This window comes from Asticcacaulis sp. W401b (assembly GCF_046503825.1).
Classification (GTDB): domain Bacteria; phylum Pseudomonadota; class Alphaproteobacteria; order Caulobacterales; family Caulobacteraceae; genus Asticcacaulis.
The window spans coordinates 24,361-40,612 of the sequence record NZ_JBKFEE010000005.1; the positions used below are offsets into that span (position 1 = coordinate 24,361).

Here is a 16,252-nt window from a genome sequence, read left to right on the forward strand (position 1 = left end):
GCCGATGTTCTGGAAAGGCCTGTGGGGATACCTTCCCGCCAATCTGTTGCAGGGGTTGATCGGGTTTGCCACCCTGATCACCTTTACCCGCCTTTTGTCGCCCGATGACTATGGCCGCTATGCGCTGGCCTTTGGCGTATCGAGTCTGGCCCAGACCCTGTGCTTTACGTGGATCGAAGCGGCGATGGCGCGCTTTTATCCGTCAGAATCGCGCGAAGACCCCGAAGCCCCGGCGCTGTATGGCACGCTCTACCGCCTGTTTGCGGGGGTAAGCGTGGTGTTTGCCGTCGTCTGCGCCGCAGGTCTGTGGCTGTGGCCCGCCCCGGAGACGCACACGCAGGCGCTCAAGCTGGCCATCGGCTGCGGGCTGGGCGTCGTCGTCTTCCGCAGCCTGATCAAGATGGTGCAGGAACAGCGCCGCTCCGAAGGGCGCGTCGGCACGGCCTCAACGCTGGATATGATCCAGACCGCCGGCGGGTTTGCTCTGGGCGCGCTGCTGGCGTGGGCGGGTTTAGGCGGCGGCGCCCCGCTGCTGGCCGCCGGGATCGTGGCCGCCGCCTGCCTGCCGTTCGTCGCCCGCGAAGACTGGGGCCGCGCGCGCAAGGGGCACTTCGATGCCGCCCGCGCCCGGCAGTACGCCCATTACGGTCTGCCCGTTTCGGCCAGCCTGATCCTCACCCTGGCGCTCTATACGGTGGACCGCTTTCTGATCGCCGGCTTCCTGTCCGAAGCCGAGGCCGGGGCCTATCACGCGGGCTATAGCCTCGCCTCGCGCATCCTCGACGTGCTGTTTTTGTGGTTCGGTGCCGCCGGTGGCCCGGCGCTGGTGCACGCGCTGGAAAGCGGCGGTCTTGAGGCGCTGAAAGCCCACGCCCGCGATCAGTTCCGCGTCATGGCGCTGGTACTGTTTCCGGCGGTCGGCGGGCTGATCGCCGTCGAAGCGCCGCTCGCTCAACTGTTGATTGGCGAAGGCCTGCGCGCACAGGCCCTCAGCGTCACCGCTCTGATCAGCGTCGGCGCCTTGCTGTCGGGCTTTAACACCTATTATTTCCTTCAGGCCTTTACCCTGTCGAAGAAGACGAAGCTGTTGACCGTGGCCATGGCCATTCCAGCCATGGCCAATGTCGGACTGAACCTGTGGCTGATCCCGCTTTACGGTCTGTGGGGGGCCGGTCTGGCAACCGCGCTGAGCTTTGGCATTGGGCTGGTCGGCTCGTGGGCTCTGGGACGCCGCGCCATCGCCCTGCCCGTGCCGTGGCGTGACCTGATGCTGACGGCCGCCGCCACCTTGGTGATGGTCCTGTGTGTGCGGCTTATCCCGGCCTTTGGGGGCATTGGGGAACTGGTGCTGAAGGGCGTGACCGGCGTCGTGGTCTATGCCGTGCTGGCCCTGGCCCTGAACCTCAACGACGTCCGCGCCAACAGCCAACGCTTCCTTAAACGCTTTGGGTTAGGGTCGGCCGCATGAGCGCCACCGTCGTCACCAATGCCGCCTATGAAGCCGCCCCGCCACCGCGCCTGGCGGTGCTGATCCCCTTCTATAAGGAAAGCCCGGCCACCCTGCTGCGCGCCCTGACGCCGACGCCGGGGGTGGAGATCGTGCTGCTGGATGACGGGTCCGGGCAGCTCGAACTGACGCAAGAGGTGATGTCAACGATTGATGAGATCACCCTGCCCGTCACCTTCCTCAGCCTGACGCACAATGAAGGCCGGGCGCGCGGGCGCAATCGCCTGACCCAAGCCGCGCGCGGCGACTATTTCCTGTGCCTCGATTCCGACATGCTGCCCGATGCGCCGGACTTCCTGACGCGCTGGCTTGAGGTGATGGAGGACCGGCCTGCCGTGGTGTTTGGCGGCTTTTCGCTGCTTCAGGCCCCGACGGACAAACGCTTTGCCATCCACCGCCTGATGGCGGCCAAAAGCGATTGCCTCGATGCCGCCACCCGCGCCCTGATGCCGGAAAAATACGTCTTCACCTCGAACCTGCTGATCCGCCGCGACGTCTTCGCCGCGCAGGATTTCGACAACCGCTTCACCGGTTGGGGCTGGGAAGACGTCGAATGGGCCATGCGCGTGGCGCAGCAGTTTGGCGTGCAGCACATCGACAACCCCGCCACCCATCTGGGGCTCGACACGGCGGACACCCTGATGCGCAAGTATGAGCAATCGGTCGGCAACTTCGCCCGCGTCATAGACAAACACCCGCAGGTCGTCGCCACCTATGCCAGCTACCGCGCGGCGCGCCTGATCCGCAAACTGCCCCTGCGCGGGGCCCTGCGCGCCACCTTACGCCGCGTAATCCGCAACGAAGCACTGCCGCTGAAGGCCCGCGCCTTTGGCCTGCGCCTGTACCGCGCCGCCCTTTATTCCGAGGTCGTCTGATGAGTTATGCCGAAGCCTACGCCGCCGACCGTTCGCTGTATGGCAAGCTGCGCCGCCGCGCCTCAAAGCTGCTGTTCCGCAAACCGGCGCAGTTGAAAGGGCTGGCGAAGCCCCTGCTGACCTTTTCGTTCGATGACGCCCCGCAATCGGCGGCCATTGCCGGGGCAGGCATATTGGAGCGCCACGGCTATCGCGCCACCTATTTCATCTCCGCGGGCCTGATGGGGCAGGACAGCCATTTTGGCCCCTACACCACGGCCGCCCAGATCGCCGCCCTGAACGCGCGCGGCCATGAGATCGCCTGCCACACCCTGATGCACATCGACTGCGGTCAGGCGAAGGGTGCCGACATTGCTTTAAGCGTGGACGAAAATCAGAAGCTCATTCAATCGCTTGGCGTGCCCACTTCAACCACCTTTGCCTATCCCTATGGAGATGTGTCGCCGCAGGCCAAGGCCGTGCTGGGCGACCGCTATCGCTCGTCGCGCGCCCTGCACCACGGCCTGATCCGCTCCGGCAGCGACCTCAATCAGGCCCCGGCCATCGGCATCGAAGGCGACAACGGTGAGCGGCTGGCGCTGGAGTGGATGGCGGAGGCGCTCAAAACCCCGCAAAGCTGGCTGGTCCTGTACACCCACGATGTGCGCGAAAACCCGTCGCCCTGGGGCTGCACGCCGGAGACGCTGGAGACACTGGCCACCGCCGCCCAGACGCTCGGCTTTGAGGTCATCACCTATGCCGAAGGGGCCCGCCGCGCAGGCGGGTAAGGCGTTCCACGGCTGCATCCTTTGATGCTCAGTTTTGGAAACCACAGATTACACAGATTTCACAGATTATAAGGTCAGTTCACCCACCCTCGCGGGCGCATACTCAAGCGCGCGAAGCGCAAAATCTGTGTAATCTGTGGTGACTCTTCAAACGCCCACCACGCAAACACACCCGGTTTGTGGTTATTTTAATCGTACAGCCCGCGTCTTGGCCGCGCAGGCGCAACGGGGGCCGCAACCACCGGCCCATCGCCCGGCAGGGCCAGCTTGACGATAATCAGCACGATCAGGCACCAGCGGATGTCGTTCCAGCCGATAGCGATGCTCTCGGTCAGGCTCATCAGCGAATAGACGGTGATAAACGGCAGGGCGAAATAACCCCCGTCACCGCGATAGGTGCGGTAAAAGGCCTTCAGCCACGTCTCGATAAACACCAGCGCCCACACGGTCAGGCCGACATAGCCCAGCGCCAGCCACACCTCGTACCAGCACGAATGGGCGTGATAGGCGCGAAAACCCGCCACCTCGGTGATCCAGCGCAGCGGGGTCCACTCCCCTTCGGTGGACCACACGACGCCGTAGCCATAGCCGGTGACCGGCTGTTTGTGCATCACAAAGTCGATCCCGGCCCAGATATTGGTGCGCCCGGTGAGCGTCGCGTCCTTACCCAGCAGGTGAAACAACTGGTCCGGCATCAGAATGACAAAACTACCCACCGCCAGCAGTACGCACACCGCAACCCAGGTCAGGAACACCCCCAGAAGCGGCCCGCGCCGCGATAGCCAGACAAAGGCCATCATCCCGGCCCCCAGAATGAGCGCCAGCAGCGAGGTCTTGGAGGTGGACATCAGCACCAGAAACGCCGCCCCGCCCGCTGCGGCAAACCATAGCCAGCGGCGTTTGGGCACCTGGATCCCGGCGGCCAGACAGGCCAGAAAGCCGACATCCATCACGGCCCCCAGATTGTTCTTTTCGGCAAAGACCCCGCGCCACGCCCCGACGAACAGCTCAGTCATGCGCCCCTTGTCCGGGAACACAATGGCCATGACAAACGACCCGGCAATCAGGATCAGATAGGTGACCGCGATCACCTCGATCAGCCTGCTCCATGAAAAGCGGGCGGCGATGACATAGCCGGCCAGACAGGTCATGGCGAAGGCCACAAAGCGGCGCAAGGTGGCTGACGGGTCAATCGACCACAGGTAGGACGCCGCGCACAGCAGGATCAGCGTGACCAGCAGCGGCGTGCGGATCACGCCCGCCAAGACCGACTTCCACGTCAGGGCCAGAAGCACCAGCGCGCACAGGTAAACCGGATAATAGATATTGCGGATAATGGCCCCGGCCATGGGCGACTGTTCGGTCGAATAGCCGAAAATGGGCGACACCCAGCCCTGCGAAAACATGAACAGGATAAACAACGCCAGACCGAAAGACAGCCACTGCCCGTCCCAGTCCTCCCGGATGCCACGGAGGATATCGCCAACCATCAGCCGCGCGCGACCTTGCGCCTCGCCGGCGGGGCGGCGGTACGGCTCTTGTTATAGACCATACCCAGCAGACGGCCGCCCACCTGTTCAATCTCGGTTTTCAGCGCCACGCGGGCGTCGATTTCGCCCTCGCCTTCGCTGACCACCAGCACCACCCCGTCCACCAGCGGCGCCAGTTTCAGCACGGCATCCGAACGGTCAAAGGCCGGGGCATCGACCACAATGGCCTGAGCATGGGTGCGCAGGGCCTGCCAGTAGGAGGATTGCTCAAACAACCGCGCCTTTTGCCCCGGCAGCAGCAGGTGGTCGCGCAGGCGCGTCACCCACAGGCGCTTGTCCAGAAAGGGCCGTGCGATCAGGTAGTGGCTGTCGGGCACAGGCTGACCCTGCGGGTCCAGCGCCTTCGGCGACAGGGCAAAGAAGACCGACCCATCGGGAGAGGCCGAGGATACCGGCCCCGGCGGGCCAAAGCGCGTGGGCTCCTCCAGCACGGCCTCAAGCTGCGTCTGCTGCCGCAGGTCGGCATCGACCAGCCACACCGGGCGTTTGGCAAAGGCCGCTTCGCAACGCGCATATTCGCGCGCCACGGTCGAGACGCCTTCGCCACCGCAGGCCGACACGAACAGGAGGGCGCGCCCACGGCCGCTCCCGGCAGCCTGCGAACCGCCCCTGAGCGCCGCCATCAGATCGGCCATTTCCCGCGTCAGATCGACCATAGAACTCAATATGCAATGTATGCGAATCGCGCCTTTACGCGCCTGCTGATACCATAAGCCGTTTTGGATCAGAAACCTATGGGTTGAACGCGACCCTTTTCTGACAAAGGTCTGTATCGGGGGCCTGTTTCGCGAGGGTTTATTTGGCTCTGGCTTGCGCCAGTACCGGCAGGCCCAGCGTCTTTGAGGCCATGTCGGCGCTCAGGAAACCCTTGCGCAGGAAGACGCGCGCCAGCCCGGCACACAGGGCCGTGAACCCCCCGAACAGGAAGGCCAGAATGAAGACCGGCTTTTGCAGGCTCTTGGCCTTGTCCGGCGGGCGGGCGCGGTTGACGACCCGTACCGTGTCCTGCGCCTTTTCGGAGATTTCCCGCGCCGCCTGGGTTTCCTGAATCCGCTGGGTAAAGGTGGCGATATTGGTTTGCAGGGCGTTACGTTCCGTCGCCAGGCTGTTGTATTCGGCCTCCATGCCGACCAGCGACTGAAGCTTTTGCGTCACCTGATCGGCCTGCGCCTGAAGTTGCGTGCGGCGGCCAGAGGTCGCAGCGATTTCCGCCTCCAGCGTCAGCTTGTCGGTCAGGAGTTGCTGATAGATGGGGTTGACCCCGATACGGTGTTCCTTCTCGCCGATGGCGCGGCCCGATGCCTGCATCGTCTCCAGCGCCCGGATCTGCTCATCGAGGTCGCGCACCGCCGGGGCCGCCGGGGTATAGCGCGTCAGAAGCTCGGCCCGCTGCTGTTTCAGGGCCAGAATCTTCGACGGCACGCTGAGGTCGAGTTGCCGCTCGGTGCTCATTTCCGGCGCCTGTTGACCCAGCCGCGCCGTAATGGCCGACAGACGCGCCCGCGCCGTAGCCAGCCCCGCATCGGCCACATAGATTTCCGACATCACCGTATCATAGAGCTTGGTATAGGTGGCCTTGGCGGCCTGAAAATCCCCCACCCCGTTGCGCAGCAGGAAGTCCTCATAGGTCTGATCCGCCTGACGCAGACGCCGGTCAAAGGCCGCCTTCTGGTTTTCCAGCAGGGGCGCGGTGACGTCCATGAACACTTCGTGGCGATAGGTCTGGTAGAGGTCGATAAAGGTATTGAGGATCAGGGCAGCGGCCAGCGGGTCCTTGTGCGTAAAGCTGAGGCGCACAATGTTGCTCTGGGGTGCCGTTTCGGTCTTCAGGCCGCTCAGCGTCCTCATCACCCGCGTATCGGCCTGCGCGCGCTCGGTTTCGTTGCGCGGCGTGAAGGTCTTGGGAAAACTCGGATCAATAGCGTGGTAGCCCAGCTTTTCGATCACGCGGTGCTTCAGTTCGGCGGAGTTGAGGATTTCGACTTCCGACTGCACTACCTCGTCGATGGTGGCGATGGCCCCGCGCGCCGCATCCCCGGCCGCAGGCACATACACATAGTCGTGCCCCAGTTGCATCAGCAGCGACGCATCGGCCGTGTAGGTCTTTTTCAGGGTCATGGCAAAACCGGCGCCGACGCCGAAGATAATGGCAAAGACCAGCAGCATCAGCCACCATTCGCGCAGCAGCAGGCGCAGCATGTCATCGACATCGTAGGCATAACGCCGCCGCACGGGCGCGCGGGTGGCCCGGCGCTCGCTGCCTGTGGTCTCCATCTCTTCGCTGTAAACGCCCTGCGCGCGCATTCAGCCCTAAACCCCTTCACATCACCTGGTTCTTTGTATGCCAGGGAAAACCATGATTCGGACGCTGTGCCTCCGATCTATCTGTGGGGAGTTTCTATCCGAGGCATTAACCAACCGTTACCCATTTTAAACGAAGGTTAAGACGGACTGAATTTTGTGGACGCCGCCATGCTCAGCAAACGCGCCTTGATGTGGGGACTGACCGGACTGGGCCTCAGCGCCCTGATGGCTGGCCCTGCGGCACAGGCGGCGCGCGCCCCCGAAGCGACCCCCATACGCTTTTCGCAGTGGACGGACGAAGACCCGCCCTATCTGTTCTATCCGGCAGACAAGCTGGAGATTCAGGTGCCGGGTGCGCCGGAACTCAGTCGGACGACGCAGGTCGGTCAGGATGGCCGCATCACCCTGCCCCTCGTCGGGCAGGTCATGGCCGCCTATAAAAGTGTGCCGGACTTACAAACGGAAATCACCGAACTGTACCGCCCCTATCTGCGCCACCCCGAAGTGACGGTCTTCCCCGGCGACACGGGCAATACGCGCGTGCTGGTCGGCGGTGAGGTGCGCAATCCCGGTTGGGTCGAGATGCCGGGCGATTTTGACGCCCTGTCGGCGGCGCTGGCGGCGGGCGGCTTTACCAATGCCGCCAAGTCGCAGCAGGTGCTGATCCTGCGTCGCGGTCTGGACGGGACGATCATGCAAAGGCTGATCGATCTCAAAAGCCCGCTGAATGGCAAGGCCTCGGTGGCCGTCGCCCTTCGCCGTCACGACATCGTTTTTGTGCCCAAAACCCGAATCGCCAAGGCCGGCGTGTGGGTCGAACAGAACATCAACAACATCATCCCGGCGGGGATCATGAACTGGCTGCTCTATAGCCAGAATTAGAGCGCAATCCGAAAAGTGTGCAACGGTTTTCGGAAAAATTGCGCGATCACACAAAAACCTAGAGCCCTTCGGTGGCTCAACAGAGCCGACTAAGGCTCTAGGCCGCGTAGCGGGTGTGGCCCTGATCCAGCCAGCGGCGGGCCGCCTTCTGGGCTTCGGCGACGTCTTCGCGTTCCATTTCCTTCGACAGTTCACGGCGGTAAAGCGTCGCTTCCATCGAACCGCGCATCGAAGCGAGGTTGAACATCATGTGCGCCGAAATCAGGTCCACGGGCGCACCGTTCTGACCGGTGGAATACATCATGCCGAGCTTGAACAGATCATCACCGTTCATATCCGGTGTCGGCAGAGGCAGGGTCTCGTTCGTCATCTTCGTCTCCGCGCCTTTTGCGCGGCCCCCGAAATCAAGTGGTCGATGAGGTGAGTTTTCCACCACCAAGTGAAATTAAAGTTAACGACGATATTTACTGTGAATTTTTTATGTAAAAATTGAATTAATATTAATTATTGCGTTAACTATTAAAGTAATTATTATTACTTATTTTGAAATATTTGAGTTTAATTTGATAAAATTTGATAAACTTCCCGATAATTACAAATTTCCATTCCGGATTGTACGTTAACATCTGAATTTAGAATCAGTGAAGCCCCTGACTCAGCTTGGCGCCGTCAGTGGGACCACCTGACCGATACCTGCGCGGTTTCGTTCAGTTTCAGTTCAGCCAGACAAGCGCATAGTGAAATCAATCGGAGAAAAGCGTCTCCGTCCATGCGTAGGGCGGCAAAAAAATCGCCGCCATCGAGGAAACCATGACCCACCGGTCGTCCAAATCCCTGAGACTGAGCGCCACAGCCCTGAGCGCGGTCATCGCCTTTACGTCATTGCCTCTGACTTCCGGCACCGCTTACGCCGGTACGACGGCGTTTCTGCAGCGCCAGACGGATCAACGCAGCGAGGCCCCGCCGGCACCGCAGCCGCGCCCGCAAGTGAGTGAGCCGCGTGCGGAACGCGGTGATCGGGGCGGCGAACGCGGCCCGCGCGGCGCAGAGCCACGCGGCGACACTGGCGGTGGCTGGAACCGCGGCGATACCCCGCGCAACACCAATCCGGGCAGCGGCTGGAACCGTCAGCCGGGTCAGGACAATACGGCCGGACGCCCGGATCGTACCCCCGGAGCCAATACCGGTGGCAACACCGGCGGCTGGCAAGGTCGCCCGGATCGCAATGACAACCGTCCGGAGACGCGACCAGAGACACGCCCTGAAACACGTCCGGAAACCCGGCCCGGCAATGATGGGCGCTGGAACGGCGGGCGCGACACGACGCCCGGCGGCTGGACCGGCAATCGCGGTAACGACAACCGGGGCGGTTGGGACAATCGCGGCGGAAACACTGGTCGCAATGATCGCAATGAGCGCGATTGGGGCCGTAATGACCGCAATGACCGTGACCGTGGCGGCTGGGACAACCGGGGCCGCAATAATGACAGCCGCTATAATGGCGGCTGGGACGGTCATGACTCTGACCGCAACGGCTGGTCGTCGCGCCACGCCTATAACTGGCGCACGCATCGCGATTTCCGTTCCTACACGGGGGTGCGCATAGGCTTCTATTTCGCCCCGCGTTACGGCTATTACCGCGTGCCGAGCGAGTATTACGGCTATCGCTACGACTATGGCGACTACCTGCCGCGCTACTTCTATAGCTACCGCGTCTATGACCCGGACTTCTATTTCCTGCCGCGCAAGCCCTATGGCTGCGAATACTATTTCGTCGGCAGCGACATTGTTCTGGTCGATCTGCGCACCGGCCGTATCATCGACGTCTTCTACGACGTGTTCTGATCCTGACGTTCCGAGTCCGCTCCCCGCCCCTCCGGTTCTGCCGGAGGGGTTTTTTATGCGGGGCTTATGCCGGGTTCAGGTCTTCTGTTTCCAGACTTATCTTTCCGGCACATTTCAGCCCGAAAACCCGCGTTTCCTGACGGGGTGGTACAACCCTTAATGAGGAAACCCAAATGAAACGCGCAGTTGTTCTTTCCGTATCCCTGATGGCGGCTGCGGCCGCCCTGCCCGCCTCGGCCCAACTTCTGGGTGGTCAGGGCAGCGTCACCGGCGGCCTGACCGGTCAGGTGGACCGCACGCAATCCACCGTCGGCGGTAGCCTGGGGGCGCAGGGCCAGATCGGCGTCGATCCGTCTTCGACGATCGACAGCGCCACGGGCACGGCTCAGGACGCCGCTACCCGCGCCCGTTCCGGCGTCGAAACCACCGCCAACTCGGCCTACAATACCGCGCACAAGGCCAAGCATAAGGCGCAGGCAACCACGCAATCGGCGGTGAACAGCGCCGCGCAGGCGGCACCTTCGACCGAGGCCAATGCCAGCGTCTCCGGCAATGCCACTGTCAACAGCAACGGCGCTTCGGCTCAGGTCGGCGCGCAAAGCGATGCCAAGGTCGAGAAGTAACGTCACAAATTTATTGATAAAAATGCCTCCAGCTTCACGGGTTGGAGGTATTTTTAATTCAATTTTTGAAAATCCCTTGGAACCAAACAAAAAGCCGGAACCTACAGGTTTTAATATTTATCTATACTCAGTTTTACAAAGAAATATTTATATGCGAATTAACAACCTTCATTTGAGAAATTTTTTGGAAATGTAGAAAGCGGGATACAGCAGGTTCGAAATCACTCCATGAACAGCATATTCTAAAATATCATTCGCTATAATAAATAATTATAATTAAAATATATAAATTAAATACTATTCCGCACGTTTATTTTTAACCCTAAACCCAAACCACACTAGCGTAACACCAGAAACAATCATTAAAAAATAAAGTTTCAACAGGTCGGGATTATTTCCCAATTGAGATTGATCAAAAAGCTCACTCAACGCATTGCCCCTTAATGCATAGTAAATAAAAAATATACAAACGGCTACGGGAAAAGCAATCAATATTGTCCCGATTATTATTAGAAACCCCGCAACAAGTCTGTTTGTTTTAATCATGCCAGTCCTATCCGCGCGATAGCCCCATCAGAGCCTTCCAGCTAAACTTGCCGCCGCCCAGAGCGCCCTGCTTGAAGGCGCGGGCCCCCAGCCGGATCATCAGCCACGCCATGGCCCCCATGCCGGCCAGTGTCGCCAGAATCTCCCACCACGGCGCGCCACCCAGAACCCGCAGCGGCATCAGGAAGGGCGTAAACAGCGGCACCCACGACAGGTAGCGGATCAGCGGCAGGTCGGGTGACATCAGCGCCGCCTGAAGGCTCATCATCGGGATCATCAGCACCACCACGATCGGCCCCATGATCGCCTGCGCCTCCTTCTGCGTCTCACAGAAGGAACCGATGGCGATAAAGGTGATGCCATACATCAGATAGCCACCGACAAAGAACAGCAGCATCGGCACGATCGTCTCGACCTTTAGGATGGCTCCGGCCAGCACGTGCACATTGTTCATCATGTCCGGCGGCATAAAGGCCAGTCCGTAGCCCATAATACCGCCGGCCACCGCGCTCCACAGCCCGGCCACCGTCAGCAGGACCATGAACACACCCAGCACCTTGCCGACCAGCAGGCTACTGGCCGGGGCCGAGGTCAGAAGCACCTCCAGCACGCGCGACGATTTTTCTTCGATCACCCCCGACAACAGGATGACCGAGGACGAGAAAATCGACATCCAGGTGAGGTAGCTGAGGACAATCCCGACAAAGTGCGGGCCGTTTTCTTTCAGCGACTCGGTAAAGGACGCCTTGTCATCGGCGCCCGCAGCGGCAATGGCCGGGGTCAGGCTGCTGATCTCGGCCCGCGCCTCACGCAAGGCGGTAGCGACTTGCGGGTCTACGCCCTTCTGTTTGGCCAAGTAGGCCGATTGCAGGGCGTGCAGGTCCCAGCGCAGATAGTCTTCCAGCGACTTGCCCTTGGTCTGCGACGACCACAGGTGGAAGGCCAGATGCGGTTCGGGCGTCTTTTCGACATAGGCGACGATGACGTTGTCAACGCTGCGTTTTTCCGCCTGCATCAGTTGCGACAGGCGCGCCTCGGCCGCCGCCAGCGTCATGTCCGGCGTCAGCCCCTCCGGCAACGGGACGGCCTGATAGTCGCGGCGACTGGCCATCTGGCGCAGGGCCTGACGCGCCGAAACGCTGGGGGCCGCCTCGTGCAGGGCGGCGACGGCCGGATCGGGGCGATCCAGCAACGCCTGCAAGGACGGGGTCAGGTTTTCGCCGCTGAGGTCGAGGATGGCGACACGGCTGGCCTCTTCGCCGCCACTGCGGCTCATCAGTATGGGGATAAACACCGATCCGGCCATCAGTACCGGCAGGACCAGCAGGGACAGCCAGAAGCCGACCGTCTTAACGAAGGCGAGATATTCGCGGCGCGCGATCAGAAGCGTCTTCATGCCGGTTCTCCGCCATTGGTCAGAACGATAAAGGCGTCGTGCAGGGTCGGCTCATGCGCTTCGAAGCGGCGCACATCCAGCCCACCGACCAGCACCGTTTTCAGCGCCTCATTGGGCGTCACGCCGGGCAGGAAGCGCAGACGCCAGCGATGCGTGCCCTCTTCGCCCGGCCCGCCGTCGATCACTTCGGACACGCCGGGCAGACCCGTGACCTGCTCACGGTTCAGCACGCCCTCCAGCTCCAGATAGCGCGGTGCGCGTTCGCGCGCCTGACGCAACGTACCTTCGAACACCTTGCGTCCCTTGGTCAGCATGACGACGTTTTCGCACAGGCGCTCGGCATGGGCCATGACGTGGGTGGAAAACAGCACGGTCGCGCCCCGCTTGGCCAGATCGCGGATCATGTCCTCCAGCCCCTGCTGATTGACCGGATCGAGCCCCGAAAAGGGTTCATCGAGAATGACCAGCTCCGGTTCGTGGACCAGACAACCGATCAGTTGCACCTTTTGCGACATGCCCTTCGACAGGGACTTGATCGGCTTATACATAAATTCGCCGAGGCCCTGCGCCGTCAGAAGCTCGATGGCCCGCTTGCGCGCCGCCGAGGCCTTCATGCCCTTCAGCCCGCCCAGAAAGACGATCATGTCCACCGGCGACATCTTGCGATACAGGCCGCGTTCTTCGGGCAGGAAGCCGATGCGGTCGAGCACCTTGGCCCCCTCACCGCCCAGCACGCTGATGGTGCCGGCGCTCGGCTGCGACAGGCCCAGCATCATGCGCACGCTCGACGTCTTGCCCGCACCGTTCGGCCCCAGAAAGCCGCAGATCGAGCCGCGCGGCACGCGGAAGCTCAGATCCTGCACCGCGGCGAAGTCGCCGTAATATTTGCTCACCCCCTCAAGACTGAGGGCATAGTCGGACGCCATACGGTCCCCCTTTTGTTGAAGCGCAATCTCTCACGCGCCGGTCAAGGGCGCAAGGCCGTGCTGGGGATAAGGGGCTGCGGGCGTTGGAAAAGCATAAGACACATTGCGGACACGTCAGGACGGCCTCAGGGGCGCCCCCGGTTCTGTAAGCGCCTGATGCGGCTCTGAGGCTTTGCGGGCGCAAAACGGCGAAAATTGAGCGCCTTTTTACGCCACGTATAAAGGAGATAAGCCGCGGCTAAGGGCGGGACCGGGCTTTGCAAGGGCGGCAAAATTGAGAAACCGGCGCCGAGGTGACAGAGTCAGGGCCAGTTTCAACACCTGAGTTCACCCCCACCTTTTGAGGATCATCATGACCCGCCTTCTCACCACCGCCGCTACCGCCGCCCTCCTGCTCGTCGCCCCGACGGCCTTCGCGCAGGACATGCCCAGCCAGACGAACGCCATGCCGCAAACCGGCGCGACGCAAGACCCGATGACGCAAGACCCGATTACGGCCAAAAGCGAAAAGCAGGCTCCGACCGCCAAGCAGGACCGCAAGTCGCAGAACGCCGCCACCGCTGAACTGAACGCTCAGTCCCTGCGCGCCGCTCAGGCCGCTGACGTCTCGACCGAGGCCAGCACCACGACCAGCGCCCCGGCGCCTGACACCCGCACCACGCCGACCATGGGCGATCCGGCTCAGCCGACGCAACCGGCCACCGATCCGATGCAGGACCCGGCCAACCCGGCCCCGACAACCAATCAACCGCAGGCGGGGGACCCCAATGCCCCGGTGCCGCCCCTGCCGCAAACCGATGAGCCGGTCACCAGGGACCGTCCGACCACCAATCAATAAAAAAAGCCCCGCCAACCGGCGGGGCTTTTTCCTGTATTTAAAGACCCAGCTTGCTTTTCAGCAGGTCATTGACCGCCGCCGGATTGGCCTTACCGCCGGTGGCCTTCATGACCTGACCGACGAACCAGCCGATGGCCTGCGGCTTTTCCTTCGCCGCCTCGGCCTTGTCGGGGTTGGCCGCGATGATCTCGTCAATGGCCTTTTCAATCGCGCCGGTATCCGTCACCTGCTTGAGACCGTGTGTTTCGACGATCTCCACCGGGGTGAGGGTGCCCCTGCCTTCCCACATGTGCTCGAACACCGTCTTGGCGATCTTCGAGGAGATCACATTCGTTTCGATCAGCTCGACCAGCCCGGCAATGTGCGCCGGCGGCAGCGGGCTCTGTTCGATCTCCAGCCCATCCTTGGTCAGGCGCGCCAGAAGCTCGTTCGTCACCCAGTTGGCAACCAGCTTGGCGTCACGGCCCTTCGCGGCGGCCTCGTAATAGTCGGCGCGCGCCTGCTCGGTGACCAGCACGGTGGCATCGTACTGGCTGAGGCCATATTGCGTCATCAGACGCTGACGCTTGTCGTCGGGCAGTTCCGGCAGGGACTTCTTGATGTCCTCGATCCAGGCCAGCTCCAGCTCCAGCGGCAGCAGGTCCGGATCGGGGAAGTAGCGATAATCGTGCGCCTCTTCCTTGGACCGCAAGGAGCGCGTCTCGACCTTGACCGAGTCAAACAGGCGGGTTTCCTGCGTGATGGTGCCGCCGTCTTCGATAATTTCGATCTGACGCCGCGCTTCGTATTCAATCGCCTGCTGCATGAAGCGGAACGAGTTGACGTTCTTGATTTCGCAGCGCGTGCCAAACTCCGCGCCGGGCTTACGCACCGAAACGTTGACGTCGGCGCGCATATTGCCCTTTTCCATGTCGCCATCGGACGTGCCGAGATAGACGAGGATGGTGCGGATCTTCTTGAAATAGGCCACAGCCTCTTCGGCCGAGCGGATATCCGGCTTGGAGACAATCTCCATCAGCGCCGTGCCCGCCCGGTTCAGATCGACATAGGTGTTGTTGGGATCGAGGTCGTGGATCGACTTACCCGCATCCTGTTCCAGATGCAGACGTTCAATCCGCACCGTCTTCTGAGTGCCGTCCGACAGGTCGATCAGGACCTCGCCCTCCCCCACAATAGGGTAAAAGAGCTGCGAAATCTGATAGCCCTGCGGCAGGTCGGGATAGAAGTAGTTCTTGCGGTCAAAGCGCGAATGCGGGTTGATCTGCGCCTTCAGGCCCAGACCCGTCTTCACCGCCTGCTCGACGCAAAAGCGGTTCAGCACCGGCAACATGCCGGGGAAGCCCGCGTCCACAAGGCTCACCTGTTCGTTGGGGCCCGCGCCGAAGCCTACGGCGGCACCCGAAAACAGTTTGGAGGTCGAGGCGACCTGAGCGTGAATCTCAAGGCCGATAACGAGTTCCCACGGGCCGGTGCGGCCCTGGATATATCTGGAGGCAGAGTCGGTCATATTCACCCTATAGCGGGGCCGGCTTTCACAGGGAAGAGGCAGACGCCTCGAAATAGCGCAATACCTGCGGATCGACGCTGATCATCTTTACGCCTTCATACAGCGCCTGCGCCACCAGCAGGCGGTCAAACGGGTCTTTGTGGATAGGCGGCAGGGTATCGACCATCACCGTATGGGCGCTCAGGATTGGCAGTTCGATATAGCCATTATCCAGAAGTCCGCGGCGCAACAGACGCGGATCGGCCTGAAAATCCTCACGCCCCAGCCCGCGTTTGATGGCGACCTCCCACAGGCTGGCGGCGCTGAACAGCAGTGTGTTTTCCGGGTCTTCGAGTGGGCGCCTTATCTCAGGCGGCAGTTTATCCGGCTCACCCGCCGCCCACAGCAGAATATGCGTATCGAGCAGCAGCTTCATGCGCCACCGAACAGGCGCGCGACCTCCTCTTCGCCCATACGGTCAAAATCGTCCGGCGTGCGGATATGACCACTAAGGAACCCCAGACGGCGCACCTGTGCCCGATCAGGCGCGTCAATGGCGCTTACCCGCGCCACCGGCTTACCCGCCTTGGCGATGATGAAACTTTCGCCTTTGGCCGCCTGTTCCACCAGCCGCGATAAGTGGGTTTTGGCCTCGTGTATATTGACCGTGGTCATGGCCGCCTCATTAAACTAAGTCTTGTTAGTTT

General features: G+C 61.6%; 16 protein-coding genes. 7 read left to right on the forward strand and 9 right to left on the reverse strand.

Annotated features, from left to right (window positions below):
* Positions 1-4 precede the first annotated feature (4 nt).
* Genes ACK8OE_RS12075 through ACK8OE_RS12085 form a run of 3 tightly spaced genes read left to right on the forward strand, consistent with a single transcriptional unit; the run spans position 5 to position 3,149 of the window.
* A complete protein-coding gene (locus ACK8OE_RS12075; RefSeq protein WP_410272715.1) occupies positions 5-1,468 on the forward strand; it encodes a lipopolysaccharide biosynthesis protein in 1,464 nt (487 codons plus the stop codon).
* On the forward strand, positions 1,465-2,382 hold the full coding sequence (locus tag ACK8OE_RS12080) for a glycosyltransferase family 2 protein (protein ID WP_410272716.1): 918 nt from the start codon (positions 1,465-1,467) through the stop codon (positions 2,380-2,382). Before ACK8OE_RS12075 ends, ACK8OE_RS12080 begins: the two co-directional genes overlap by 4 nt.
* Entirely contained in the window at positions 2,382-3,149 is a 768-nt protein-coding gene (locus ACK8OE_RS12085; protein ID WP_410272717.1) for a polysaccharide deacetylase family protein, read from the forward strand. Before ACK8OE_RS12080 ends, ACK8OE_RS12085 begins: the two co-directional genes overlap by 1 nt.
* Positions 3,150-3,337: 188 nt before the next feature.
* Here ACK8OE_RS12085 and ACK8OE_RS12090 read toward each other — a convergent pair whose 3' ends face one another.
* The 3 genes from ACK8OE_RS12090 to ACK8OE_RS12100 all read right to left on the reverse strand — a co-directional run bounded on the left by ACK8OE_RS12090 (position 3,338) and on the right by ACK8OE_RS12100 (position 7,003).
* The gene (locus ACK8OE_RS12090; protein ID WP_410272718.1) at positions 3,338-4,639 is read right to left on the reverse strand and encodes an O-antigen ligase family protein; all 1,302 of its coding nucleotides are present in this window, start codon (positions 4,637-4,639) and stop codon (positions 3,338-3,340) included.
* Positions 4,639-5,355 (reverse strand): transcriptional regulator, encoded by a 717-nt coding sequence (locus tag ACK8OE_RS12095; RefSeq protein ID WP_410272719.1) that lies wholly within the window; start codon positions 5,353-5,355, stop codon positions 4,639-4,641. The genes ACK8OE_RS12090 and ACK8OE_RS12095 overlap by 1 nt, the downstream gene beginning before the upstream one ends.
* 139 nt (positions 5,356-5,494) lie before the next feature.
* Positions 5,495-7,003 carry a GumC family protein gene (locus ACK8OE_RS12100; RefSeq protein WP_410272720.1) on the reverse strand — a complete coding sequence of 503 codons (1,509 nt, stop codon included), beginning with the start codon at positions 7,001-7,003 and terminating at the stop codon, positions 5,495-5,497.
* 168 nt (positions 7,004-7,171) lie between these two features.
* On the opposite strand from ACK8OE_RS12100, the gene ACK8OE_RS12105 reads away from it, so the two are divergent.
* A complete protein-coding gene (locus ACK8OE_RS12105; RefSeq protein ID WP_410272721.1) occupies positions 7,172-7,885 on the forward strand; it encodes a polysaccharide biosynthesis/export family protein in 714 nt (237 codons plus the stop codon).
* A gap of 97 nt (positions 7,886-7,982) precedes the next feature.
* On the opposite strand, the gene ACK8OE_RS12110 is transcribed toward ACK8OE_RS12105, so the two are convergent.
* Complete coding sequence (locus ACK8OE_RS12110) at positions 7,983-8,255, reverse strand: hypothetical protein (protein ID WP_013480619.1); 273 nt, start codon at positions 8,253-8,255, stop codon at positions 7,983-7,985.
* Positions 8,256-8,695: 440 nt separating this feature from the next.
* Here ACK8OE_RS12110 and ACK8OE_RS12115 point away from each other — a divergent pair, with 440 nt between their 5' ends.
* Together ACK8OE_RS12115 and ACK8OE_RS12120 are read left to right on the forward strand one after the other, a co-directional pair.
* Complete coding sequence (locus tag ACK8OE_RS12115; RefSeq protein WP_410272722.1) at positions 8,696-9,730, forward strand: RcnB family protein; 1,035 nt, start codon at positions 8,696-8,698, stop codon at positions 9,728-9,730.
* Positions 9,731-9,903: 173 nt separating this feature from the next.
* Positions 9,904-10,353: a hypothetical protein gene (locus ACK8OE_RS12120; RefSeq protein ID WP_410272723.1), complete on the forward strand. Its 450-nt coding sequence runs from the start codon at positions 9,904-9,906 to the stop codon at positions 10,351-10,353.
* A 553-nt stretch (positions 10,354-10,906) separates the two neighbouring features.
* Here the strand turns inward: ACK8OE_RS12120 and ACK8OE_RS12125 are convergent.
* Positions 10,907-12,295, reverse strand: coding sequence for an ABC transporter permease (locus ACK8OE_RS12125; protein ID WP_410272724.1), 1,389 nt, complete (start codon positions 12,293-12,295; stop codon positions 10,907-10,909).
* Positions 12,292-13,221, reverse strand: coding sequence for an ABC transporter ATP-binding protein (locus tag ACK8OE_RS12130; protein ID WP_410272725.1), 930 nt, complete (start codon positions 13,219-13,221; stop codon positions 12,292-12,294). Before ACK8OE_RS12130 ends, ACK8OE_RS12125 begins: the two co-directional genes overlap by 4 nt.
* Before the next feature lie 352 nt (positions 13,222-13,573).
* On the opposite strand from ACK8OE_RS12130, the gene ACK8OE_RS12135 reads away from it, so the two are divergent.
* Positions 13,574-14,059 (forward strand): hypothetical protein, encoded by a 486-nt coding sequence (locus ACK8OE_RS12135; protein WP_410272726.1) that lies wholly within the window; start codon positions 13,574-13,576, stop codon positions 14,057-14,059.
* A gap of 37 nt (positions 14,060-14,096) precedes the next feature.
* Here the strand turns inward: ACK8OE_RS12135 and gatB are convergent, their stop codons facing one another.
* The 3 genes from gatB to ACK8OE_RS12150 are packed head-to-tail and all read right to left on the reverse strand — an operon-like array spanning position 14,097 to position 16,220.
* Positions 14,097-15,566, reverse strand: a complete 1,470-nt coding sequence (gene gatB, locus ACK8OE_RS12140) for an Asp-tRNA(Asn)/Glu-tRNA(Gln) amidotransferase subunit GatB (protein ID WP_410272727.1) — start codon at positions 15,564-15,566, stop codon at positions 14,097-14,099.
* 25 nt (positions 15,567-15,591) lie between these two features.
* Positions 15,592-15,981: a type II toxin-antitoxin system VapC family toxin gene (locus tag ACK8OE_RS12145; RefSeq protein ID WP_410272728.1), complete on the reverse strand. Its 390-nt coding sequence runs from the start codon at positions 15,979-15,981 to the stop codon at positions 15,592-15,594.
* On the reverse strand, positions 15,978-16,220 hold the full coding sequence (locus tag ACK8OE_RS12150; protein ID WP_410272729.1) for a type II toxin-antitoxin system Phd/YefM family antitoxin: 243 nt from the start codon (positions 16,218-16,220) through the stop codon (positions 15,978-15,980). Before ACK8OE_RS12150 ends, ACK8OE_RS12145 begins: the two co-directional genes overlap by 4 nt.
* Positions 16,221-16,252 lie beyond the last annotated feature (32 nt).